A 25,800-nucleotide genomic window follows, 5' to 3' on the forward strand; every position below is an offset into this window, starting at 1 on the left:
ACTACTCCAATTCGTTTAAAGCTTGTTCAAGGAACTCGGTATTTACGATATCTTCGGCATTGACATTCGCATCTATTAAGTTTTCCTTTGCGTACCAGTCGATTTGTGTTTGGATATCTTCTGAGAGCAGTACGCCGTCCCGATCCATATAAGGCAGCCCGCTTTCAATCAATTGCGGCTCTTGATCTGTATATTCTGCAATAATATTAATGACTTCCTCATAATTTTCCCCTGGAACGATTTCCCCGTCTTCTTTGACAAGAACAGCATCATAATAATATTGGGTTGCTTTTGCATAAGCTTTCATGAAATTAACTGCCGTTTCCTCATCCTCTGCAAAGGCATTGGAGAAAAAGATTCCGGATGTCTGATAGTCAAAAGCATCGCCAATTTGTTCAATCACTTTCCCGTAGCCTTCTTCCAGCACAAGCGAAATATTCGGTTCATTTAAAAGGACAGCATCTACTTGTTCACTTTCCAATGTTTCCATTAATCCAGGAATGCTGTTTAATGGAACAAGTTCCACATCATCTGTTGTCAGACCGTGTTCCTCAAGCAATCTCCCGGCCATGTAGTGGTAAGTTGACCCGGTTTGAGTAATTCCAATTTGTTTCCCTTTCAGTTCCTCAACAGATTCGATATCTGAATCATTATGTACTAATAATGCAGTGGAGGAATAGCCTTCCTGTTCTCTTCCTTTATCAGCTACGATTAATAATTCCTCTCCGCCCGCAACCATATTGTATAGGCTTGCAGTAATTCCCGTTGCACCGACGTCAATATCCCCGCCGGTTACGGCGACAGCAATTGGCTGTGCCGCATCGAACCAATTTACTTGAAGATCGATTCCTTCTTCTTCAAATAATCCGTGCTCTATTCCAATAAATAGTGGTGCTGAGCTCGTCAGTTTTAGCATTCCGAGTTCAACAGTAGTTAATCCTTCTGAGTCCGATTGCTGTGCATCATCCGAATTTGTACCAGATGCATTATCTCCACAGGCAGCAAGCAAAACTAGCAATGCTAAGAGTGCCATCCATAACAGACTTTTTTTCTTTCTCATTAATATTTCCCCCTTCATAATTAAGTACCAGCACTTGTCCGAATTTTTGAAAAACCGTATGTATGCTTGATATATAGATAATAGAATAGCACAAATAAGTGCTTAATTCTATACGAATTTTTGGAAAATTACAGAAGGAAGATGCCTCTATTTATCGCCATGTAATAAAAATCAGCAAATCACGTAAGGAGCACGTCCATACGGGCAAGCTCTTTTTTCTATATCTTAAATGGAGGGAGGAATTCTATATGGCGAAGATTTACTTGGATCCTGGACATGGAGGAAGTGATACAGGAGCTGTAGGGCAAGGACTCCAAGAAAAAAATGTCACGCTGGCGATTGCTTTGAAAATACGAAATATCTTGAACAATCGTTATCAGGGGCATCAAATTCGGATGAGTCGTACGTCGGATCGAACCGTTTCATTGACTGCACGGACCAATGATGCGAACCAGTGGGGCGCAGATTATTTTGTTTCCATTCATATCAATGCTGGGGGAGGTTCTGGGTACGAAGACTTTATTCACTCCAGTCTTTCTAATCAAGGATCAACCGGAAGATATCGGCAAATCATGCATGAAGAAGTCATGAAGCAGGTGAACTTTCAAAATCGAGGAAGAAAACAAGCGAATTTTCATGTACTGCGCGAGTCGGCAATGTCAGCTGTTTTAACAGAAAATGGATTCATCGATCATGCGGCAGATGCAGCAAAATTGAAATCGGATGCATTTTTGGAGCAAATTGCTTTAGGACATGCAAGAGGAATCGCGAGGTTATTTCAATTATCCTCTAAAAGCAGCTCAGGGTCTTCCGGTAATTCCGGCGGCTCCAGTAATAACCAGGGAGGCGCTTCATCAGGTGCAGGCAAAACAAATTCCATTGTAGATTACTTGAAATCCATTGGAGCAGATTCCAGCTTTGCCAATCGTGCCAGGCTGGCTGGCTCTTATGGTATTCAAAATTATACGGGAACAGCTGCACAGAATACACGGCTATTAAATGCCATCCGATCTGGAGGGAATTCTGGTAATACTTCTACCGGTTCCTCAGCCAAACGTGTTCATTTGCCAGCATCTGCATCCACCTGGCGAACGTATCCGTTAAATGTTACTCCTGTAAAGAAAAACAGTGATTGGAGCCTTACACCGTCAGCTTTTGGAGGCTTGACTTATACGATTTTAGCAGAGCCGTATCCAAATGTCGTGACGATTCAAACAGGCCGGGGAAGACGTAATATTTATATTGGACCAGATACGAGCGCACGCAGATTATAAAATAAAACTTCATTCAGCAGAGACGTTGATTCTCTGCTGAATGAAGTTTTATTCTTCCTGATCTATAAAGTATTTTGAAACAGGTTCTAAATTGTCATCTAATTCATAAACAAGTGGAACTCCGGTAGGGATGGAAACATTTACAATATCCTCATCGCTGATATCTTCAAGGTATTTCATTAAACCTCTTAAACTGTTCCCGTGTGCAGCGATAATAACACTTTTCCCTGCTCTTACAGATGGTTTTATTACTTCCTCCCAGTAAGGGATAACGCGTTTGATGGTAGTTTCCAGACTTTCACCGAGAGGGATTTCATCTTCGGGTATTTCTTTATATTTTTGCTCATGTCCAGGATAACGTTCATCTTCTTTTTCTAAAAGCGGAGGAGCTGTATCAAAGCTGCGGCGCCAGATATGCACCTGCTCGGCTCCGTATTTCTCTGCCACTTCCTGCTTGTTTAATCCTTGTAAAGCGCCGTAATGCCTTTCGTTCAGCTTCCAGGATTTATGGACGGGGACCCACAGGCTGTCTGTTTCCTCTAAAACATAATTCAGTGTTTTAATGGCTCTTTTTAAATAGGATGTATAGGCCACATCAAAGTGGAATCCATGCTGCTTCAATGCTTGACCTGCATGCTTCGCATCTGCAGCTCCATGATCTGTTAAATCCACATCTGTCCATCCAGTGAAAAGATTGGCCAAATTCCATTCACTTTGTCCATGTCTGATCAGTACAAGCTTCATATATAATCCCTCACTATCCTTTTACATATAACATACCACTGTTTGGAAGGATTTACACATTATGCGAAGGAATAACTTCTAAAAAATTTCTGAAAAAAACAGGGAAAATTTGCAGAAAGGAGAGAATACGATAAGCTAGTAAATAAAAGAGAGATGGAGGTTGCAGGTAATGGTAAAAGTTAATCCAATTGAACAGCTGCTGGATCAATTTGATACATTAATTTTAGACGGTGCATTGGCAACAGAGTTAGAAAAACTGGATTGTGATTTAGAGGATCCCTTGTGGTCAGCTCGTGTTTTGCTGGACGAGCCTGAAAAAATCAGAAAGGTTCATTATGCTTATTTTGAGGCGGGGGCAGATATTGCAATCACAGCAAGCTATCAGGCAAGTATAGATGGTTTTAAAAAGCGCGGAATAAGTGAAGCGGATGCGAGAGCACTTATGAAAAAAACAGTAGAATTAGCACAACAGGCGCGGGAAGATTACTGGATGGAAAAAAAAGAAGCATTCCGTCCCTACCCATTGATAGCCGGTTCTGTCGGGCCATACGGTGCTTATCTTGCAGATGGATCAGAGTACATCGGGAACTACGGCGTAAGTGATTCGTTTTTATATGAGTTTCACAAGCCGCGTATAGAAGCTTTGGTGGAAGCGGGAGCGGATTTATTAGCGGTGGAAACCATCCCATCACTTCAGGAAGCTCGAGTTATCTGTGATGTACTGAAAGAATTTCCTGATATTTCTGCATGGATGACGTTTTCGTTGAGAGATGCGGTTCATATAAGTGAAGGAACGTCTCTGAAAGAATGTGCAGAAGTTTTAAACGCATGCAGCCAGATTGCAGCTGTAGGGGTAAACTGTGTGACAACGGAATTTGTCAGTGATGCCGTTCAAGCATTGCATGCCAGTACACAAAAACCTATTATCATCTATCCGAATTCTGGCGAACATTATAATCCGGAAACGAAAACATGGAATGGAGATAACGATGTACATATGGATGCCGCGGCTGCTGATTGGGCTAAAAAAGGAGCGAAAATTATCGGCGGCTGCTGCCGGACAGGACCAGAGGATATTAGAGGTATCCATAAGATATTGAGGGGAAATCAGTAGAAATCAGACTTCTTTTCATCATAAAAGCAACGGACAAAAATAATGGCTTTCCAAACAAGGAGAGCCATTATTTTTTATCCAATCCCCCCTTGACAATTTCAGTAATAAAATGTATAGTTACCTAGGTTAATAGTTACTCTTGTTAATTATGTGTGGAGGTTAGCAAATGGAAGGATTATTTCGGCATTATATACGTACACACCGGTTGTTAATGAAACATTTGAATGACCTTTTAGAAAAATATCAGCTTTCTTATTCCCTGTGGCAGGTTATTGTTTATTTAAAGGATAGCGGTACTTCAACGCTCGTTGATATTTCCAATTATTATCAAGTAGAAAAACCGGGTATTACCAGGCGGGTTCATCGCCTGCAGGAATCTGGCCTGATTAAGGAAGTACCAAGTACCAACCGCAGAGAAAAAATTATTGAGCTGACCTCGGAAGGAAAGCGTGTCTATCAAGTATGCAGAGAAGAGATTACGGCATTAGAGCATAGCATTTCCGAAGGGTTGACAGAAGAAGAGAAGCAAATTGCTTTTCAATTTTTAATGAAAATCCAAGATAATATTTTAAGTAAAGAAGGGTTTCGTAGTGAGTAGTGAATCGAAGTTATGGACAAAAGATTTTATTATTGTGTCCGCAGTTAATTTTTTATTAACACTTGTTTTTTATCTGCTTGTCGTTGTGATGGGAGTATACGCAGCAGAAGAATTTAATGCAACTGCAAGTCAATCCGGACTAGTAGTCGGGATTTTTATTGTCGGTGCACTGATTGGACGCCTGTTTATTGGTCGTTATATTGAAAAATTTGGTCAGAAAAAAACACTGTTTATCGGGGTTATTATATTTATTGTAGCTACATCTTTATATTTCTTTAATTTTGGTATCGGCTTTTTACTCTTTAACCGATTTATTCATGGGATTGGACTTGGTTTTGGAAGTACGGCAACGGGTACGATTGTAGCGCAGATCATTCCGGCAGCACGCAAGGGAGAGGGAATCGGCTATTATAGTATGAGTGCGACCTTATCTACTGCATTAGGACCGTTTGTCGGTCTGTATATGAGTCAGCATACCAGCATGCAAGGAATTTTTGGGCTCTGTTTAGCAATTGGTGTTATCAGTTTCTTTACAGTCTTTTTTGTGAAAATCCCGGTTATTGAGGAAACAAAAGCGGAAAAAGAGATAGAAAAAGAGGAAGAAAAGCATTTTATTGCTCAATTTGTAGAGCCTAGAGCTGTGCCGATTGCAATTATCACATTGATTTTAGCTCTTTGCTACTCCAGTGTGCTGTCTTTCCTTAATTCCTATGCGATAGAACTGGATTTGGTAAGCGCAGCAAGTGTATTCTTCCTTGTTTATTCCATTGCTGTATTACTTTCCCGTCCTTTTACTGGCCGTTTAATTGATTTAAAAGGGTCAAATATTGTAATGTATCCTGCATTTGTCCTGTTTACGATTGGTATGATTGTTTTAGGGTTTGCACATAGCAGCTTTACACTATTATTAGCGGGTGTATTGATTGGCCTTGGTTTTGGTAATATGCAATCCTGTACACAGGCGATTGCAGTCAAACTGACGCCCCCGCATCGGATGGGGCTGGCAACATCTACTTTCTTCATCTTTTTAGATGGAGGATTAGGCTTTGGACCATATATCCTCGGATTTATTGCGCCAGCCATTGGGTTTGGCACGCTTTATATCGTGTTAGGCCTGGTTGTACTTGTAACAGCAGGGCTGTATACCATTTTACATGGCAAAAAAGCCGCTTCTGCTCAAAAGCAAGCATTAGCATATAAATAAAAAGAACCTTCATTCCAAAAAGAGACTCTTTTTGGAATGAAGGTTTTTTACATTAATATCTCAACTTTCACACATTAAAAAGTAACTTCATTTCCATAGAAACAGGAGTTGATCATTCCTTTGATAACACCCTTGACAAAGATATAGAAGGCGAAGTGTAAAGCGCCGCTGCGGCGGAAAGCGGAGTGGTTGTCCGGAGCGGAGCTATGCACCATCACCAATTTCAAAATGGCCGGATAGTTCACCAAAATGCAAGCACGGTAATGGAGAACATGTTCACCCTGGAATAGCAAGATATATATGCTTATTCTTAGGTGCGAAAGTTGAGTTAATATCTAGTATTTTTGAGACGGCTGCTAAAAACCATAATGACATCGAATTTGTCAACGATAGATTTTGGCGAAAAATGTTTTAAGTGTACTGTGAAAATTTGTAGAAAATATACGATAAAAGTCGGTTGCTGTTATGTAAGATAATAAAAGTAAATTGATTCCAATGGATTATGATAAAAATATGAACTTTACTCCTTTTTCTTAAATTCAATGTATAATTATGTAAGGATCTATAGTATAATGAACTCAAGTAACCTCCTTACTGCTATATAAAAATGAATAGATTCTAGTTATATGATAAGTTGGTTTTCAAAATCAGATTTTAGAAAATTTAGTTATTTCATCTAGAACGTAAATAAAAGTGAAAGTAACAGCAGCAGACAATAGAATAGACTATATTTTAATAGACATTTATTATATAAACGTAAATAAAAACATCGCAGTCATGTGTTATCAATTTATAACATAGAACCATTCCATATATATGCAATATATAATGATGGGTTACAGCGATGTTTTTTTATATCAATTTTATTTGTCTGCGCAGGAATATAGAGTTACTGTTACTTGGCAGTAAGATCATAGATTTTAATGTAGAAGGGGGCATGTTTATGTCATATCAAGATACCTATGAACAATGGAAGAATGAAGAGACTCTGGATAGAGAACTAAAAACAGAATTAGAGAGTCTTTTAAACAATGAAACAGAATTGGAAGATGCTTTCTCACACCCTTTAGAATTTGGAACTGCGGGTATGCGCGGAATATTGGGCCCGGGCATCAATCGGATGAACATTTATACGGTGAGACAAGCTACAGAAGGTCTGGCCCGATTTATGGAAAGTCAGTCAGAAGAGGATAAAAAAAGGGGAGTGGCGATTGCCTATGATTCCAGACATAAGTCCCCTGAGTTTGCGTTAGAAGCGGCAAGAACACTCGCAAACCACGGGATTCCGTCCTATGTATTCGAATCATTGCGTCCGACACCGGAGCTCTCCTTTGCGGTGAGACACTTAAATACGTTTACCGGCATTATGATCACGGCATCCCATAATCCTGCAAATTATAATGGCTACAAAATTTATGGAGAGAGCGGTGGACAAATGCCGCCGAAAGATGCGGATGCTTTAACATCATATGTCCGTTCTGTAGAAAATCCGCTGCAAATAGATGTATTATCCGAAGAAGAAGCGAAAGAAAAAGGGCTTCTGACAATTATCGGAAAAGAAGTGGATGATGCCTATTTACAGGAAGTAGATACAGTAACGATTAATAGAGAGCTGGTAGCGAAAGAAGGAGAAGATTTAAAGCTTGTTTTTACACCGCTGCATGGCGCCGGAAAAATGCTTGGTGAAAAAGCGTTGGAGCAAGCAGGATTTACAGGATTTTCTTTCGTCCCTGAGCAAAGTATTGCTGATCCGGATTTTACGACTGTCAAATCTCCTAACCCGGAGGAACACTCTGCATTTGAATATGCGATTTCCCTGGGGGAAAAAGACGGTGCTGATTTGCTGGTGGCAACAGACCCGGATGCGGACCGCTTAGGTGTTGCTGTGAAGCTGCCGGACGAAACCTATAGAGTTCTCAGCGGTAATCAAATTGGAGCCTTGATGCTGGATTATATTTTAAAAGCGCGAAAAGATGATGGTACACTGCCAGACAATGCAGTGGCATTGAAATCAATTGTTTCCAGCGAGCTTTCCACTGCTATTGCTGAAAATTATCAAACTAAAATGGTTAATGTACTGACAGGCTTTAAATTTATCGCTGAAAAAATTCAGGCATATCAAGAGGACGGCTCGCAGACATTTCTGTTTGGTTTTGAAGAAAGCTATGGTTATCTGGTAAAACCCTTTGTCAGAGATAAAGATGCCATTCAGGCGCTGGTGTTGATTGCCGAAGTAGCTGCTTTCTACAAGCAAAAGGGCGAAAACCTTTACGACGCATTACAAACGATTTTTGAGGAATATGGCTATTATCAGGAAAAAACAATTTCTATTACCATGAGCGGTTTAGAAGGTTCGGCGAAAATAGCTTCCTTAATGAGACAGCTTCGTGAAGAATCTCCGATAACTTTTGGAGGGATAAAGGTTGTCAGCACAGAGGATTATAAATTACAGGAAAAAGTACATGCAGATGGTTCCGTAACTGCGTTGAACACGCCGCCCTCAGACGTATTGAAATATTTCTTGGAAGACGAAAGCTGGATAGCTGCACGCCCTTCCGGAACAGAGCCTAAAATTAAGTTTTATATCGGTGTTAAAGCTGGGAGTGAAGAAGCGGCTGAAGAAAAAATCAAAGCCTTTTCAGCAGCTATTTCGGAAATAACCAATGTAACCAGCTGAAAATCACTTCAGGGACAAGCTTCAAGAGGATGTTCAAAAATCATCAGCTCCTTTCGATGAGGGGAGTAATCGAAAGCATCGGCAGCTTTTTGAACACGCACTTCAATAGGTGGTGAATGAAGAAATGCAAACGAATGAGTATTTGGAATTGGAAACAGAAGATGCAATAAAAAGATTTCACTCGGGTGAGAACTTTTATAGTCAGCATGTTTTCGGATATCACCAGGAAGACCAGGACGGGGAGACAGGATTTGTCTTCCGTGTCTGGGCTCCGAATGCACAGCAGATATGGTTGGTAGGAACGTTTAATGACTGGGACGAATCCTTGCCAATGGAAAAAAATGAAGTATATGGCTATTGGGAAGTGTTCACCGGCAAGCCTTCCGAGAATGATTTGTATAAATACAAGGTGCGTCAGGCAGACGGCAGAGTAGTTTATAAAATTGATCCATTTGCCATTGCATTTGAGAAGCGTCCGGATAATGCAGCTGTGATTCATCATGTTCCGGAGAAAAAATGGAAGGATGGTTTATGGTACGGGAGAAAGAAGCGTTCTAATTTCTTTCAGCGTCCCATAAATATCTATGAGGTACATGCCAGTTCCTGGAAGCATCATGAGGACGGGACGCCTTACTCCTTTGCGGATTTAAAGGAAGAATTAATTCCATATGTCAAGAAAATGGGATATACCCATATTGAATTTATGCCGTTAATGGAGCATCCTCTCGGGGCGTCTTGGGGATATCAATTGATAGGTTATTTTGCTTTAAGCTCTTATTACGGCAAGCCGGAAGAATTTCAAGATTTTGTGGAAGCATGTCATAAGGAAAATATAGGAGTATTTGTGGACTGGGTCCCCGGTCACTGCTGTATTAATGATGATGCTCTTCCGAAATATGACGGCACACCTCAATTTGAATATGAGAATCCGGATCGGGCAGCAAATATTCGCTGGGGCTCTGTTAATTTCGATTTAGGTAAACCAGAGGTACAATCATTTCTAATCTCCAGTGCTCTATTCTGGTTAGAAATGTACCATATTGATGGAATACGTGTCGATGCGGTTTCCAGTATGCTTTATTTAGATTATGACGATGGGCCTTGGGAACCGAACCATGAAGGCGGGAATCGTAACTATGAAGGATACTACTTCCTGCAAAAGCTGAATGCAGTTGTCAAGCTGGCTCATCCGGAAGTGATTATGATTGCGGAGGAGAGTTCATCTGACACACAGATTACTGGATTAATTGAATCAGGCGCATTGGGCTTTGATTATAAATGGAACATGGGCTGGATGAATGATGTGCTGGACTTTTATAAAATGGATCCAGCTTTTCGGAAGGACCATTTTAACTTAATCACCTTCTCCTTTATGTATATGATGCAGGAAAACTATATCCTTCCGCTTTCTCATGATGAAGTTGTACATGGAAAAAGGAGTTTAATGCATAAGATGTGGGGAGACAGGTATAAACAATTTTCGCAATTGCGTAATTTATATACGTATATGATTGCTCATCCTGGAAAAAAGCTTTTATTCATGGGAAGTGAATGGGGACAATTCTTAGAGTGGAAGTACGATGAAGGATTGGAATGGCGTGATTTAGATGATCCAATGAACAACAGCATGCAGCATTTTACTACTAGTTTAAATGCTTTGTATAAAGAACAGCCGGCATTATGGGAACTGGAGGAAAGCTATGACACGATTTCAATTATCGATGCCGACAATCGAAATGATTCGGTTGTTAGTTTTATCCGGAAAAGTAAGAAGAAAAAGGATTTTCTGATTATTATTTTAAATATGACCCCTGTAGAGCGTCAGGATTTTCCGATTGGTGTTCCATACCAAGGGAGCTACAAGGAAATTTGGAATACAGAAATGCAAGAATTCGGCGGGACGTGGAAAGAGCATAATCCTGACCAATTAACGGAGGAAGTTCCTTTTAAGGAATATCCTTATCGTATTAAAACGGTTGTACCGGCATTGGGAGCGTTGATCTTACAGCCTGATAAAATAAAAATACCAAGAAAACGTCCATCTGCTAAGTAATTTTTCATCATGGGAAATATCATTTTTATTGGAATTTTTTGTATCCTCTAAAAATATATTATAGAAACACACCAGGTTTTACTTTTTAACGTAAATTTTTGAAGAAGTAATCGAAAGGGGGACAGGTGAAAGGCTGCTTTCACCGAATATATGAAAAATGAGATGCTAGCAATGATTCTTGCAGGAGGTAAGGGATCGCGATTAGGAAAACTGACAAAAAATATCGCTAAACCAGCTGTTCCTTTTGGAGGAAGATATCGTATTATTGATTTCACATTAAGTAATTGTGCCAACTCTGGGATTAAAAATGTGGGTGTAGTCACCCAATATCAGCCACTCGCTTTAAATAACCACGTAGACAATGGGACAAGCTGGGGGCTGGATGGAATTAATTCCGGCGTCACGATTCTTCAGCCTTATGCTGGTTCAGAAGGCGGTAAATGGTTTGAAGGAACTGCACATGCGATTTACCAGAATATTGCTTATATCGATGAGATGAACCCCGAATATTTACTTGTATTATCAGGAGACCATATTTATAAGATGGATTATGAAGAGATGCTTGAGACACACAAAGCAAATGAAGCTTCTTTAACAGTTGCCGTGCTGGAAGTCCCTGAAAAAGAAGCATCTCGTTTCGGAATTATGAATACAGACGAAAATGACCGGATTATAGAATTTGAAGAAAAACCGGAAAATCCTAAAAGTAACTTGGCCTCGATGGGAATTTACATTTTTGACTGGAGCCGGTTACGGGAGGTGCTGTTAAGCAGCTATTCCAAAGATGACCATATGCTGGATTTTGGCAAGCACGTTATACCCTCTTATTTAGAAGGCGGGGAGAATGTATTTGTCTACCGATTTGCTGGATATTGGAAGGATGTTGGAACCATTGATTCGCTCTGGGAAGCAAACATGGAATTTATTAATCCTGAAATGAATCTGGATATCCGGGATAAATCATGGCGTGTCTATTCCAGAAATACAATTTCACCGCCAAACTTTTTAACAGATACCGCTTCGGTGACAGACTCTCTAATCGTTGATGGATGCTATGTAGCTGGGCAGATTGAAAATAGTATTCTATCGAATGATGTGCAGGTAAAAGAAGGCTCGAAAATAACGGATAGTTTTATTATGCCGGGAGCAAGTATCGGCAGGGACGTAACCATCCATCGGGCAATTATTGGAGAAGGCGCGGTCGTGGGTGACAATACAGTAATTGACGGAACGGAAGAGGTCGGCGTAGTAGGCTATTCTGAAGTGATTGGAGTGACGATGGATGAGGGCTAATAAAATTTGTGCGGTTTTAGGGAATATTCAACGCTATAATGCTTTACTTCCATTAACAAATGAGAGACCACTGGCAACCTTGCCGTTTGCTTGTAAATACAGACTGATTGATTTTCCGCTTTCCAGCATTGTCAATGCGAATATAAATACGGTTTATATGATTTTTAATGAAGGAGAAACACAATCTGTATTTGATCATATCGGCGGAGGGAAAGAATGGAATTTAGACGGCGTGCATAATCGTTTCTTTATCCACCTCTATCAAGACTTTTTGAAATTAAAAGCACATAACCAAAGCTATTATCGTCCGCTGATCGACTATCTTGAAAAATCAAAATCAGAGTATACGGTTTATATGAGCAGTAAAATGATTTGTAATATCGACTTGCGAGCTGTTTTAAAAATTCACCAGCAGCAAAACAATGAAATGACGGTAGTTTATAAAAAGGTAGAATCTGAAAAAATATGCCAGACAGATGCTGTATTATCTCTGACAGATAATGGCCAAATTACCGAAGTGCGCCCATATATGGAGCATTTGCAGACATCCGAGCAGGAGAATCTCTGCATGGATATTTATATCGTCCAGACAGATTGGCTGATTCGGGAATTAAAAGAAGGACAGCAGGAAGGAACTCCCGCGGATATCCAAGATTTTCTGCGTAAAAAAATCCATACCGTAAAAAGCTCTACCTACGAGCATACGGGTTATTTAAGTAATATTTTTGATATCAATTCATACTATAATGCATCACTTGATATGCTGAACCAGCAAAAATTCAGTTCGCTTCTCTATTCTAATCAAAAAATATATACAAAATTAAAAAATGAAGTTCCAACCTATTACTCAGAGTCTTCTGAGGTGAATAACAGCCAATTTGCAACAGGATGTATCATTGAAGGAAAAGTAGAAGGATCCTCTATTTCTCGTGGAACAGTGATAGATAAAGGGACAGAAATCATCGATTCAATCATTATGCCAAGTGCAAAAATATGTGCCGGAGCCAGGGTGCAAAACGCTATCTTGGATAAGGAAGTTGTTGTGGATCCAGGGGTACAAATAATAGGGACAAGAGAAAATCCGGTAGTCATTGAAAAATATCAGCACGTAACCAATGATATCCTTGCGAATGGGGTAGCAGTTGGCGATATAGAGAGATAGGAGGAAAAATATGAAATTATTATTTGCTAGTGCAGAGTGTGCACCGTTTTTCAAAACAGGCGGACTCGGAGACGTTATTGGTGCACTCCCGAAAGAATTAGCAAAAAAAGATGTGGAAGTGGCAGTTGTACTGCCGCTTCACAAAAAAATGCCGGCTGCATATAGAGAGAACTTAGAGCATGTGACGTCCTTCTCGATAGACGTCGGCTGGAGAAGTCAATTTTGTGGAATCGAACGTTTAAAAATGGATCATGTCACCTATTATTTTATCGATAATCTCTACTATTTTGACCGCGATGATTTATATGGTTTTTATGATGATGGGGAACGCTTTGCTTTCTTTCAGATGGCTCTGATTGAAATGATGGAGGCAGTTGATTATATTCCGGATATCCTTCATGTACATGATTTTCATACAGCAATGGTACCATTTCTCTTAAAAGAAAAATATCATTGGATTGAAGCATATCAAAACATTCGAACCGTGCTGACCATTCATAATATTGAGTTTCAAGGTCGGTATCACCCGGAAGTGCTGTCTGATTTATTCGGAGTCGGCGACAGAAAATATCATGATGGTACCATTCGCTTCAAAGATGACATTAATTTTCTGAAGTCGGGTATTGTATATGCAGACAGAGTAAATACGGTCAGCCATTCTTATGCAAGAGAAATCCAGACTGCTGAATTTGGCAATGGCTTAGAAGGCATTCTCAGACAGGAGCAGGGAAAGCTGTCAGGTATTGTGAACGGGATAGACTATGAGATAAATAATCCGGAAACAGATCTGGCGCTCAAGTCTACCTATTCTTCCGCTGACTTATCAGGCAAAAAAGAGTGTAAGCAAGAATTACAGGAACGAATGGGACTTCCTGTGAAGAAGGATGTTCCGGTCATTGCGGTGGTCAGCCGTCTGACACATCAGAAGGGTTTTCATCTTGTTTTGGAAGAGCTGGAGAATCTATTACAATATGATGTCCAGTTTGTTCTGTTAGGGACCGGAGATCCAGCCTTAGAGCATCCATTCCAGCTGATTTCTGAATGGTATCCAAATAAGTGCGCAGTGAACATTACATTCGATGTAACACTGGCTCAAAAGATTTATGCCGGCGCGGATATCTTCCTGATGCCTTCAAAATTCGAGCCATGTGGATTATCACAGCTGATTTCCATGCGGTATGGCACGTTGCCGGTGGTTCATGAAATAGGCGGATTGAAAGATACGGTAGAACCATATAATCCGATTGAAAAAACAGGGACAGGGTTTGGCTTCTCCTTATTTACACCATACTACATGATGGAAGCATTGAAAAAAGCAATCCATGTCTATCAGGAAGAGAAGGATGTATGGGACAGCCTGATTCAGTCTGCAATGGTACAGGACTTCAGCTGGGAGACGTCCAGTGAGCAGTACTATTTGCTTTATAAAGAAATTTTATAGGAAGCGGTGTGTGTTCAAAGAGCTCAAGAAATAATGCATGTTATTGAGTTTTTTGAACACCTTCTTATAGGCCCAAAACATAAACGCATCGGTTTAAGTGAGATGAGCAGCTTCTTCCCTAAAATGTAGTGTGTAATTACATTTTCAGGGAAGAAGAACTTTAAGCTAAACTTAGATAATGCAGAGAAGGAGCTTAATACATGGCTTTAGATAAGGAAATTTTCAAAGAAGAATTGAAACAGAGACTGAGAGAGAATTATGCAATGGAATTGGAGGACGCAAGCGAGCAAGAGATTTTCTATACATTAGGAGCGCTGGTAAAAGCACGTTATTCGGATGCATGGAGAGATACATGGAAGTATTATGTGGATAAAAATAAAAAACAGGTTTATTATTTTTCCATTGAATTTTTACCTGGCAGAATGCTGAAAAGTAATTTATTGAATCTGGGAATATTGGACACTGCAAGAGAGGCTTTAACGGATTTTGGTATTCATTTAGATGATCTGGCAGAAGTGGAAAAGGATATGGCATTAGGAAACGGTGGCCTTGGACGATTGGCTTCCTGTTTTATGGATTCGATCGCATCTGGCGGATTTCCAGGTAACGGAAATGGCATCCGGTATGACTATGGGCTTTTTAAACAACGCTTCGTAGATGGATACCAGGTAGAGCTTCCGGATGAGTGGCTGCAGAGCGGGAATATCTGGGAAGTTCGCAGAGAAAGTAAAGCGGTAGATGTCCGTGTCGGCGGGCATGTTTATTTAGCAGAGACAAACGATGGGAAATTAAAGCCGGTGTATGAGAATGAAAGAGTTCTCCGGGCCGTCCCTTACGATACCGGGATGGTAGGCTATGAAAATAATGTTGTCAACACACTACGGCTCTGGGCAGTAGAGATTCCTGATTCGGAAGAGGATAAATACCAAAGTATTCAGGGACGCAGAGAATTGGAGGATTTAACAGCTGTTCTTTATCCGGATGATTCCAATGAGCAGGGACGCTTAATCCGTTTAACACAGGAATATTTCTTTGTGTCAGCAGGCATCCAAAGTATTATCCGTCATTATAAAAAGTGGTTTCAAAAACCGATTTCCAAGCTCAGCGAATATGTTTCTATCCATATCAATGATACACATCCTGCTTTATGCGTGCCGGAGATGATGCGGATTTTGATTGATGAAGAAGAATTGTCCTGGGAACAGGCCTGGGATATTACTGTAAAAGTAATGAGTTATACGAACCATACCATTATGGCGGAAGCATTAGAGAAATGGTCCATTGATTTAATGCAGCGCACATTGCCGCGGATGTATCAAATTATGGAAGAAATCGATGCACGTTATGTGCAGACGATGCAGGAGCTGCACCCGCATGATTTAGTAGAACGTACGCGGATTATCCGTAACGGGCAGGTACATATGGCGCACTTATCTATTATTGGCAGCCATAGTACAAATGGTGTGGCCAAATTGCATTCTGATTTGCTCAAATCAGTTGTTCTGCATGATTTCTATATTATTTATCCCGACCGGTTTAATAATAAGACGAATGGAATTGCACAGCGCAGATGGTCACAAATTGTGAATGAACCGATGTCAAACGTGTTAGATGAAACGATTGGAAAGACATGGAGACAGGATTCTGGCGATTTGAAATTACTGAGGAACTATCAATCGGATCAGGCCGTTTTAGAGAAACTGGCAGAAGCAAAGAAAATAAATAAACAAAAATTAGCTGATTATATTTTGGAAACAACAGATATTGAGGTTTCCGCAGATGCCATTTTTGATGTGCAGATTAAAAGACTGCATGCCTATAAACGTCAGCTGTTAAATCTATTGCATATTATTAAGCTGTATCAGGATTTAAAAGAAAATCCAAGCTTAGAAATGCAAAAGCGTGTGTTTATTTTCGGGGCAAAGGCAGCGCCAAGCTATCATTATGCCAAAGTAATTATTAAATGTATTAATGAAACAGCGAATCTAATTAATAATGACCCGGATATCAAAGACCGGATTAAAATTGTTTTCCTGCCAAATTACAATGTCAGCCTAGCAGAGAAAATTATCCCCGCAGCAGACGTCAGTGAGCAGATTTCCCTTGCATCAAAGGAAGCTTCGGGTACGAGTAATATGAAGCTGATGCTGAATGGTGCGATTACACTTGCGACGCTGGATGGCGCTAATGTTGAAATCAGAGATGCAGTCGGCGATGATAATATTTATATCTTCGGTCTCACCGAGAAAGAGGTTTATGAATATTATGAGAATCAGGAGTACTCCGCCCAAAGGCTATATGATGAAAATGCCGTTATCCGCCGTGTATTAAATGCATTTATTGATGGTACGATTCCAAACATTGTTTATGAAGGACGTGAAATTTTTGATTCCCTCATAAAATATAATGATGAGTACTTCCTGCTGCGCGACTTTGATTCTTATGTAGAAGCGCAGGAAGAAATTGATAAAGCTTATGGAGATCAAACCTTCTGGCAGAAAATGAGCCTCATCAATATTGCGAATGCCGGCAGATTCTCCTCTGATGAGACGGTCAGCCGTTATGCAGAGGATATTTGGAAAATCGAGTCAAAAGATTCATTTGTTACTGAGAAAGGATAGTATTATGCCACATGTTTATTATAATTCATGGATAAGCGATTATAAAAAACCATTTGGAGCGGTACAGCCGAACGAAAAGATTACCTTTCAAGTGGATGTCCATGAAAGTCATAGAAGCGAAGTACAATTTATGGTTCGAAAAGAAAATGGGGCGCATGATGAAAAAGCTTATTTAATGAAGGGTATAGGCGATAATCGTTTCTCTTATAGCTATGCGCCTCATGAAGGAAAGGGTCTCTATTTTTACTATTTTGCTGTGAAGTGGAAGGATGATAAAGGGGAGGAAATGTCTGCTTTTTGGGGTGCGTCATCTGTAAAAGGGGAAGGGAAACTATATCATAATCTGCATGAGGTGATTCCTTACCAGCTGACCTGCTTTGAAAAAGAAGAAAATACACCGGATTGGTATCGGGAGGCTGTTTTTTATCAGATTTTTCCTGACCGCTTTTATAATGGCAATCCAGACGGGCAAGTAAATGCGCCAAAGCGGAATAGTTTCCTATATGGGGATACGCGTGATACACCGCTGTATGTGCGCGGTCAAAAAGGAGAGATTCTCCGTTGGGATTTTTACGGCGGGAATTTAGAAGGAATCCGGCAAAAGATACCTTACCTGAAGGATTTAGGAATCAATGCCATATATCTGAATCCCATTTTCCAAGCAGCAAGTAATCACCGTTATGATACGGCAGATTATATGAAAATCGATCCAATGCTCGGTGATGAGAAGCTATTTAAAGAAATCATAGAAAAGTTGCATGCGGAAGGCATTCATGTCATTTTGGACGGCGTATTCAGCCATGTAGGAAGAAATAGCATTTATTTCAACTATGATGGTACGTATGGAGAGGATGAGGGAGCCTGCCGAAATCAAGAGAGTCCGTATTATCCCTGGTTTACATTCACTGACTATCCGAATAAGTATGCGTCGTGGTGGGGGATTGATGACCTGCCGGAAGTGGATAAGTTTAATAAAGAATTTCAAGATTATATTTATCAGGATGACGGCAGTGTAATTGATAAATGGAGCAAACTGGGTGTAGATGGATGGCGTTTAGATGTAGCTGATGAGCTCCCGGATGAATTTATTGCCGGCATCCGTCATAAGCTGGAACAATATCCAGAAAAAGTGCTGATTGGCGAGGTTTGGGAGGACGCATCAAATAAGATTTCTTATGACGAACGCAGGCAATATATCCTGGGAAATCATTTGCATGGTGTAATGAACTATCCGTTCCGAAACACGGTCTTAGATTTGCTGCAATTAGAAAAAACGCCAAAAGAGCTCTGTCAGCGATTAACGCAGCTTCACGAAAATTATCCCAAAGATATTCTTTTTAATAATTTAAATAATATCGGGACACATGATACGAAACGAATCTATACATTTCTTGGAGAGGATAAGGCAAGGCTGAAGCTTGCGCTGAGCTTTTTATTGATTGCTCCGGGAATTCCTTGTATTTATTATGGGGATGAAGCTGGTGTGACAGGAGAACAGGACCCCGATAACCGTAAATTCTTCCCATGGGAGGATATCGACCAGGATATTTTCAAGCATTGTCAAAGGTGGATTACGGAAAGAAAACAAAACAGTACGTTAAAATACGGTGATTTTGTTCTTTTTCATACCGATGATATGTTAGGAATGCTTCGTTTTACAGATGAGGAATATACCATTTATATGATTAATCCGCATGATGAAGAAAAGACCTGTCATGCTGATAAGCTTCATTTCTTGCGGAAAGTACCATTAACCGAGGAAGTGATAAAGGGTATTTTGAAGGATGTCACGATAGACGGAAAAAGTGATTTCTTTGTAACAGGAAAAATATAGTTGTGTATTTAATAAAAGCAGGCTGTCTCGATACAGCCTGCTTTTAAAGTTATTAATCTACCTTTTCAAAGCCTTGTTCTTCCAAGGTTTCTACCGCATCATCCAAATTTAAATTCCCTTCTTCATTTTCTAGCAGTTCATCAAGCCCCGGCAGCTCTGAAATATCTACCACGGCGAAATCAATGGTAATTGTTTCAGTGAAATGATCTTCTTCAAAAGCGAGGCTATATTCCAGCCCCTCAATCCCTTGTAATGGTTCAGCAGAAGGGACAAGAAGCGCCTCTGCATCCTCTTTTGATTCAATGCCTCCGATACTATCATAAGAGGTGATGCTCTGACTGGATTGTTCAATGATTTCTCCATCATCAGCTACAAAGGTTGTTTCGATCGAATTATTGTCTTCCTCTAATTTATATGTTACGGTTTCCTGTTCGGAGCTGCAGGCAGCCAAGGTGAGAAAGGAAATCAACAAGACGAAAAAACCGGTCATTTTAAAGTTATTATTCTGTATCATCTTTGTTTCTCCTATTCTTATGTAATTAACTCAACTTTCGCACATTAAAAGTAACTTTATCTCTATAGAAACAGGAGTCAATCGTTCCTTCGATAACACCCTTGACAAAGAACAGAAGGTGAAGTGTAAAGCACCGCTGCGGAAAAACACTACGCTTTCCATGGGCTTGCGCTCAGCCTCCTCAAAAAAAGAAGTTCGCTTTTTTCTGCGGGGTCTTCCCACTGGGACTACGATTACTCGCCCCACCGAAGAACATTGCGCTTTCCCATAGGAGTCTCCGTGTTTTTCCTCCGCTAGTAGGATATTCTGTACATGGAAAACACCTCACCAAAATGCAAGCATGGTAATGAAGAACATGTTCATCTTGGAATATAAGATATATTTGCTTATTCTTAGGTGCGAAAGTTGAGTAATTAAGCTAATCGTATCGAATTAGAATAGGAAAGTCAAAATCGAAATTCGTGAATAATAGACTAGTAAAAATAGTGGAAAGATAAAAATAAAGCCGTATCTGCGCTCAGATACGGCTTTACTTTCTTCCTATTCTTCTTCTGCTACTTCTAAACCGTTATCTTCCAATTCGCTGACCATTTTTTCTAAGCTTAAATCTTCCTCATCAAAAGCATCTTCATCGATACCGAAGCCTAGCGTGTTCAGTTCTTCTGGGCCAGCTGTTGTCAGATCGATATTGATGGCTACCACAATTTCTTCTTCTTCATAAGTAAGTTCAACCTCTACACCATCTGCTTCATTTGCATCCTCAAATTCGGATTGAAGCATCTCATCCATAGACTCTGCTTCTTCCTTTGACTCGACTCCGATTAAGGCATATGGTATGGTCATTTCAGCTGCCATGGATTGAACTTCATCGCCCTTTGCCTCTAATGTAATTTCCTGCTGCTGCCCCATTTCTTCTCCTTGAAGCGTTACCGTTTCGTTAGATCCGCATGCTGCCAATCCAAAAATAGCAATCAATAAAACTAATAGTCCAGTAATTCTGAAAGTTTTCTTTTTCATCTGTGTCATTGCTCCTATCCATTTTTTAATACAGTTGCCATCGTACCGAATTAAACGATTAAAGTCAAACGAAAACCGTACCTCCGCACGGGTACGGTTTTACTCTCAAACTATTCTTCTACTACTTCAAATCCTTGCTCTTCAAAATCGCTCACTGTTTCTTCCAGACTAATATACTCATCATCTCCAGTGTCTGGGAAACTAGCGCCAGGAATACTGTTAATTTCTTCAATATCGGCAACAGTTAAATCAACAGAAATTGTTTGAGTTAATTCTTCTTCACCATAATCCAAATCAAATTCGATGCCATCGATATCCTCAAATGGTTCAAATTCTGAACGGAAAAGCTCATCCATCGATTCTGCTTCTTCCTGTGAAGCGGCACCTACCATAGAATAAGGAATGTTAGCTTTAACCGTTTGTTTTGTCATTTCATCATCTTTTGCATCCATGGTTACTTCCATTGTCATTCCCATTTGTTCCCCTTGAAGTGTTACTGTTTCTTCCTTCCCGCAAGCCATTAGTCCAGCTATAGCAATGAATAAAAATAATAATCCGGTAATTCTAAAAATTCTTTTTTTCATTATGAAATTTGCCCCAATCTATTTATTTGTAAAATTAGCGTACCGAATTAAACAGTCAAAGTCAAAGCAAATTGGATAAAAAATAAAGAATTAGACTATTATCCTGCGCTTGAAGTAGGTTTTATTTGCTTTTTTTGGATGTTCATTATGAAATTTGGTTTGTTTTGGATATTACTGGATTTAGCGGTTTAGAGCCTGGGATAAGCTTTACTTTATCATGAACTATTTTCAGTGAAACTTCCGTCAAAGGAGGTTCGTTTTATTAAGCTATTGTAAGTTCCTTTAATGAAAAATGAAGTATTGGTATTGGTTTGGTAAATTTCCCGATTTCATGAAAAAGATATGTTTTAATGTACTTGAATGAAGGGAGGAAAAGAATGAGTTATATCGAGTTAAAAGATATCACGAAGTCGTATCATGCGGGAAATAACATATTAGAGCAAATCAACTTAACAATCGAGAAGGGGGAATTCTTTGTATTGGTAGGACCCTCCGGATCTGGGAAAAGTACCTTGCTGCGGATGATTGCCGGACTGGAGGATATTACAGACGGCGTATTGAAAATGAATGAAAAAGTAGTCAATCACCTGCAGTCGAAAGACAGAAATCTTTCGATGGTTTTTCAAAATTATGCTTTATATCCGCATTTATCGGTCGAACAAAATATCCTGTTTGGTTTGAAGGCGAAAAAGGTTTCTAAAGCGGAACAGCAGAAAAGGCTGAAGGAAACAGCAGAAATGATGGGATTATCGGAGCTTTTAGACAGGAAGCCGCGTCAGCTTTCAGGAGGACAGCGACAGCGAGTTGCTTTGGCCAGGTCGGTTGTCAGTGAAGCGCCGCTTTGTTTAATGGATGAGCCGCTATCTAATTTAGACGCTAAATTGCGTGCGCAGATGCGTGTGGAAATTAGAAGGCTGCAGAAGCAATTAGGCTTAACCTTGATTTATGTAACACATGATCAGGTCGAAGCGATGACGATGGGAGACCGGATTATGGTCTTAAATGATGGAGAAATCCAACAGGTAGGTAAACCAATTACATTATATAATGAGCCGGCCAATTTATTTGTCGCTTCTTTTATCGGTTCTCCCAAAATGAATATGGGAAAAACGGAAATAAAGGATGTCTCGAATTTTCTTGTGAACAAGACACTGTCCTTTTCAGCAGATGCCAGGCTGCAGGAGGCGTTTCAGGTACATAAAAACATCATCGCAGGAATAAGACCGGAGCATATCCAGCCGGCAATCCATCAGGAAGCAACGCATTCTTTAGAAGTGATTCATGTAGAGCAGTTAGGGAATGAGACATCGCTCGCTTTGGATGTCGGCGGCGAATTATGGACAGCAAAATGGCCAGGGCAATGGGATATCACAGCAGGTAACCAGCTGGAGGTGTATATATCGACAGAGCACCTGAGTTTCTTTGATGCACAGACGGAAGCATTAATTCGTCCAGCTTCCTTCAGCGGGCATGGGGAGGTTCAGGCGATATGACGAATATGACTGCGGTCATTACACAAGAGGACCAAGCTTTATTTGTGCGGACGAAGCGGAAACAGCGCTACAAGCAATTTATCAAGGGTATCCTATTTCTATTGCCATCCATTGTTCTTTTTTCTGTATTTTTATTCTATCCGCTGCTCCGGACGATTTATTTAAGCTTTTTCCTTACCGATGCGAGCGGGGCCACAACGGTATTTGTAGGATGGGATAACTTTGTGACATTATTTCAATCAACTATTTTTCAGCAAAGCATCAAATCGACGTTTCTATTTGTTTTTTATACAGTGCCGCTGACCATTGTTATCAGTTTATTTCTAGCTATTATTGCAAATGAAAAATTAAAAGGGATTGGCTTCTTTCGGACGATATTTTCCTCTACCATGGGAATCTCCGTAGCCGCGGCATCTGTATTCTGGCTGTACTTATTTCATCCGACAATCGGCTTTTTAAATATTATCATGGACACCTTTGGATTGGAGAAGGTTGGCTGGCTGACAGACCCTTCCTGGGCACTGATTGCGGTAGCTGTGACAACCATATGGATGAATATCGGTTTTACCTTTTTGATATTGCTGGGCGGATTACAATCGATTGATAAATATCTTTATGAAAGTGCGGATGTGGATGGTGCAGGGTATTTTTATAAATTAAGAAGGATTACGATTCCCATGCTGTCACCAACCCTGTTCTTTGTTGTGACGGTAACAATTATCAATGCCTTTCAAACGTTTGGGCAGGTGGATATTTTAACGCAGGGCGGTCCGCAAAATGCAACCAATTTAATGGTCTACTCGATTTACCGGGAAGCCTTTACTAACTATCAATTTGGCTCGGCGAGTGCGCAGGCAATCATCTTGTTTATTATCATCCTATTAATGACAATCATCCAATTTAAGTTGGGAGAAAGGAAGGTTCATTATCAATGAGAATTCCTTTCGGACGAAAAATCGTAACCTATCTTTTATTGATTGCTGCAGCATTTCTTGTTTTCACACCGACGATGATGGCTGTTGTCATGAGCTTTATGACAAATCAGGATATTATGACGGGAAGCTTGCCTTCTGCTTTTTCACTCGATAACTATCGTCGGGCATTTGAACAATTTCCGCTGCTGCATTATGTCATCAACAGCTTTTTAGTTTCGATTGCCATCATGATTGGCCAGCTGATTTTAGCCAGCTTAGCAGCGTACGCCTTTGTTTTTTTAGAATTTAAAGGCCGGGATTTCTTGTTTTATCTTTTTATCGCAACAATGATGGTGCCATTTGAAGCTTCGATTATTCCGAACTTCCATACGATTCGCGACCTTGGCTGGATTGATCAATATACCGGACTGACGATTCCATTCTTTGCGATGGCTTTTGGAACGTTCTTGTTACGGCAGAATTTCAAACAAATTCCTAAGGAGCTGCGCGAAGCAAGTCAGATTGCCGGTATGGGAGATGTGAAGTTTTATTTGAAAGTGGTTCTGCCGGTAGCGAAAACAAGCCTGATCACCTTAGGCGTGTATGGCTTTTTAACGTCCTGGAATATGTATCTGTGGCCGCTGCTAGCTACAACCAATGACAATGTCAGAACCGTACAGATTGGTCTGCGGCAATTGCAATCACAAGAGCAGATGAACGATTGGGGAGTGATTATGGCGGGAGCGGTCATTGTCATTATTCCAACATTGATTCTATTATTTTTAGGACAGAAGAAGCTGCAGCGTGGTTTAACAGAGGGAGCATTAAAATAAAAATAAATGTGAAAAAGGAGTCGATTTTTTTGAAGAAAATGTTGTTATTCGTCGTTTTGAGTATGACTATTTTTATGGCTGCCTGCAGTTCTAATGATGCAGAAGGCTCCAGTGAAGCAACAGAGACAGAAGATGGTAAGCAAATCGTCACCTTTTGGCATGCCATGGGAGGTGCTTCACAAGAAGCGTTGGACAAAATTGTCGCATCTTATAATGAATCGCAGGATGAGGTAGAGGTCCGGGCCGAGTTTCAGGGAACCTATGATGAGGCATTAACGAAGTTTCATAGTGTAGCAGGGACAGATAGTGCGCCGACGATGATTCAAGTATTTGAGATAGGCACGATGTCGATGGTAAACAGCGGTCATATTGAGCCGATTCAAAAGTTTATTGATGAGGACGGCTATGATATGGGGCATTTAGAAGAGAATATCGTCAACTATTATAAAATAGACGATCAATTCTACTCGATGCCATTTAACTCTTCGACGCCGGTGATGTTCTATAATAAAGATGCTTTTGAGGAAGCTGGTTTAGACCCGGAAAATCCGCCGCAGACATTTGAAGAGGTGGAAGCAGCTAGTAAAGCGATTGTCGAGTCTAACCCTGAAATGAAAGGTTTTGCGCTTCAGGCGTATGGCTGGTTATTTGAGCAATTATTGGCAAACCAAGGAGCATTATTATTGAATGAAGATAATGGACGTTCAGGAGTAGCAACAGAAATCGGCTTTACCGAAGAGCAAGGAAAATCAATCTTTGAGTGGGTAGAGCGGATGAATGCAGATGGAACATTTGCAAACTATGGCACCAATGGCGATAATATGCTGGCTGGATTCTTAGCGGAAGATGTATCGATGTTCCTGCAATCCTCTGCCAACTCCCGTGATTTAATTGATAATGCACCATTTGAGGTAGGCGTCGCGTTTTTACCGCATCCGGAAAATGTGGAACGGGAAGGTGTGGTTATCGGCGGAGCAAGTCTTTGGATGAGTGAGGGCAAGGAGGAAGCGGAGCAAAAAGCAGCTTGGGATTTTATGAAGTATCTGCAATCGCCTGAAATTCAGGCACAGTGGCATACAGATACAGGCTATTTTGCCATTAATCCGGCAGCCTACGAAGAGGATCTGGCTGTAGAAATGCATGAAGAAAACCCGCAATTAAAGGTGACGGTGGAACAGCTGCAAGCAACCAACCCTTCTTATGCGACACAGGGGGCTGTCATGGATATGATACCGGAAGAACGTAAGATTATTGAAACGGCATTGGAGAGCGTATTTAATGGCGGAGATGTAGATACCACGTATCAGACAGCAATCGAACAATTGAATGCCGCCATTGAAACAGCGAATAAAGCACGCGGAGAGTAAGGG

At 40.4% G+C, this 25,800-nt stretch carries 19 protein-coding genes and 1 pseudogene; 15 read left to right on the top strand and 5 right to left on the bottom strand.

Annotated features, from left to right (window positions below; translation table 11 throughout):
* Window position 1: 1 nt before the first annotated feature.
* A complete protein-coding gene (locus tag MKY45_RS03010) occupies window positions 2–1,060 on the bottom strand; it encodes an ABC transporter substrate-binding protein (protein WP_193062772.1) in 1,059 nt (352 codons plus the stop codon).
* Between the two features lie 248 nt (window positions 1,061–1,308).
* Between MKY45_RS03010 and MKY45_RS03015 the strand changes: the two are divergent.
* Window positions 1,309–1,863 (top strand): annotated as a pseudogene (locus MKY45_RS03015) (N-acetylmuramoyl-L-alanine amidase family protein); the annotation flags it as partial.
* Between the two features lie 519 nt (window positions 1,864–2,382).
* Here the strand turns inward: MKY45_RS03015 and gpmA are convergent.
* Window positions 2,383–3,078 carry a 2,3-diphosphoglycerate-dependent phosphoglycerate mutase gene (gpmA, locus tag MKY45_RS03020; protein WP_042531572.1) on the bottom strand — a complete coding sequence of 232 codons (696 nt, stop codon included), beginning with the start codon at window positions 3,076–3,078 and terminating at the stop codon, window positions 2,383–2,385.
* 169 nt (window positions 3,079–3,247) lie between these two features.
* Here gpmA and mmuM point away from each other — a divergent pair, with 169 nt between their 5' ends.
* The 10 genes from mmuM (at window position 3,248) to MKY45_RS03070 (ending at window position 19,075) form a co-directional block, all read left to right on the top strand.
* Window positions 3,248–4,192: a homocysteine S-methyltransferase gene (gene mmuM / locus MKY45_RS03025; protein ID WP_042531574.1), complete on the top strand. Its 945-nt coding sequence runs from the start codon at window positions 3,248–3,250 to the stop codon at window positions 4,190–4,192.
* 166 nt (window positions 4,193–4,358) lie between these two features.
* Entirely contained in the window at window positions 4,359–4,790 is a 432-nt protein-coding gene (locus tag MKY45_RS03030; protein ID WP_193062778.1) for a MarR family winged helix-turn-helix transcriptional regulator, read from the top strand.
* Window positions 4,783–5,994 (top strand): MFS transporter, encoded by a 1,212-nt coding sequence (locus MKY45_RS03035; RefSeq protein WP_341172469.1) that lies wholly within the window; start codon window positions 4,783–4,785, stop codon window positions 5,992–5,994. The genes MKY45_RS03030 and MKY45_RS03035 overlap by 8 nt, the downstream gene beginning before the upstream one ends.
* Window positions 5,995–6,937: 943 nt before the next feature.
* Complete coding sequence (locus tag MKY45_RS03040) at window positions 6,938–8,671, top strand: phospho-sugar mutase (RefSeq protein WP_341172470.1); 1,734 nt, start codon at window positions 6,938–6,940, stop codon at window positions 8,669–8,671.
* A 124-nt stretch (window positions 8,672–8,795) separates the two neighbouring features.
* Window positions 8,796–10,724 carry a 1,4-alpha-glucan branching protein GlgB gene (glgB, locus tag MKY45_RS03045; protein WP_341172471.1) on the top strand — a complete coding sequence of 643 codons (1,929 nt, stop codon included), beginning with the start codon at window positions 8,796–8,798 and terminating at the stop codon, window positions 10,722–10,724.
* A 150-nt stretch (window positions 10,725–10,874) separates the two neighbouring features.
* Window positions 10,875–12,017 carry a glucose-1-phosphate adenylyltransferase gene (locus MKY45_RS03050; protein WP_042531584.1) on the top strand — a complete coding sequence of 381 codons (1,143 nt, stop codon included), beginning with the start codon at window positions 10,875–10,877 and terminating at the stop codon, window positions 12,015–12,017.
* Window positions 12,007–13,179, top strand: coding sequence for a glucose-1-phosphate adenylyltransferase subunit GlgD (gene glgD, locus MKY45_RS03055; protein WP_042531586.1), 1,173 nt, complete (start codon window positions 12,007–12,009; stop codon window positions 13,177–13,179). Before MKY45_RS03050 ends, glgD begins: the two co-directional genes overlap by 11 nt.
* A gap of 10 nt (window positions 13,180–13,189) precedes the next feature.
* Window positions 13,190–14,620: a glycogen synthase GlgA gene (glgA, locus tag MKY45_RS03060; RefSeq protein ID WP_193062782.1), complete on the top strand. Its 1,431-nt coding sequence runs from the start codon at window positions 13,190–13,192 to the stop codon at window positions 14,618–14,620.
* 200 nt (window positions 14,621–14,820) lie between these two features.
* Window positions 14,821–17,241 (top strand): glycogen/starch/alpha-glucan phosphorylase, encoded by a 2,421-nt coding sequence (locus tag MKY45_RS03065; RefSeq protein WP_341172472.1) that lies wholly within the window; start codon window positions 14,821–14,823, stop codon window positions 17,239–17,241.
* Window positions 17,242–17,245: 4 nt separating this feature from the next.
* Complete coding sequence (locus tag MKY45_RS03070; RefSeq protein WP_042531593.1) at window positions 17,246–19,075, top strand: glycoside hydrolase family 13 protein; 1,830 nt, start codon at window positions 17,246–17,248, stop codon at window positions 19,073–19,075.
* A 52-nt stretch (window positions 19,076–19,127) separates the two neighbouring features.
* On the opposite strand, the gene MKY45_RS03075 is transcribed toward MKY45_RS03070, so the two are convergent.
* From MKY45_RS03075 to MKY45_RS03085, 3 genes are all read right to left on the bottom strand, one after another.
* Window positions 19,128–19,589, bottom strand: coding sequence for a DUF1307 domain-containing protein (locus tag MKY45_RS03075; protein ID WP_332093909.1), 462 nt, complete (start codon window positions 19,587–19,589; stop codon window positions 19,128–19,130).
* 540 nt (window positions 19,590–20,129) lie between these two features.
* A complete protein-coding gene (locus MKY45_RS03080; RefSeq protein WP_341172473.1) occupies window positions 20,130–20,606 on the bottom strand; it encodes a DUF1307 domain-containing protein in 477 nt (158 codons plus the stop codon).
* Between the two features lie 110 nt (window positions 20,607–20,716).
* Window positions 20,717–21,190, bottom strand: coding sequence for a DUF1307 domain-containing protein (locus MKY45_RS03085; protein ID WP_212929435.1), 474 nt, complete (start codon window positions 21,188–21,190; stop codon window positions 20,717–20,719).
* A gap of 377 nt (window positions 21,191–21,567) precedes the next feature.
* On the opposite strand from MKY45_RS03085, the gene MKY45_RS03090 reads away from it, so the two are divergent.
* The 4 genes from MKY45_RS03090 to MKY45_RS03105 are packed head-to-tail and all read left to right on the top strand — an operon-like array spanning window position 21,568 to window position 25,797.
* Window positions 21,568–22,683 carry an ABC transporter ATP-binding protein gene (locus MKY45_RS03090; RefSeq protein WP_341172474.1) on the top strand — a complete coding sequence of 372 codons (1,116 nt, stop codon included), beginning with the start codon at window positions 21,568–21,570 and terminating at the stop codon, window positions 22,681–22,683.
* A 5-nt stretch (window positions 22,684–22,688) separates the two neighbouring features.
* A complete protein-coding gene (locus MKY45_RS03095) occupies window positions 22,689–23,618 on the top strand; it encodes a carbohydrate ABC transporter permease (protein ID WP_341173463.1) in 930 nt (309 codons plus the stop codon).
* Entirely contained in the window at window positions 23,615–24,430 is an 816-nt protein-coding gene (locus tag MKY45_RS03100) for a carbohydrate ABC transporter permease (protein WP_042531606.1), read from the top strand. The genes MKY45_RS03095 and MKY45_RS03100 overlap by 4 nt, the downstream gene beginning before the upstream one ends.
* A gap of 38 nt (window positions 24,431–24,468) precedes the next feature.
* A complete protein-coding gene (locus MKY45_RS03105; RefSeq protein ID WP_341173464.1) occupies window positions 24,469–25,797 on the top strand; it encodes an ABC transporter substrate-binding protein in 1,329 nt (442 codons plus the stop codon).
* Window positions 25,798–25,800: the final 3 nt, after the last annotated feature.

This window comes from Oceanobacillus sp. FSL K6-0251, assembly GCF_038004725.1.
GTDB classification, from domain to species: Bacteria; Bacillota; Bacilli; order Bacillales; family Amphibacillaceae; genus Oceanobacillus; species Oceanobacillus oncorhynchi.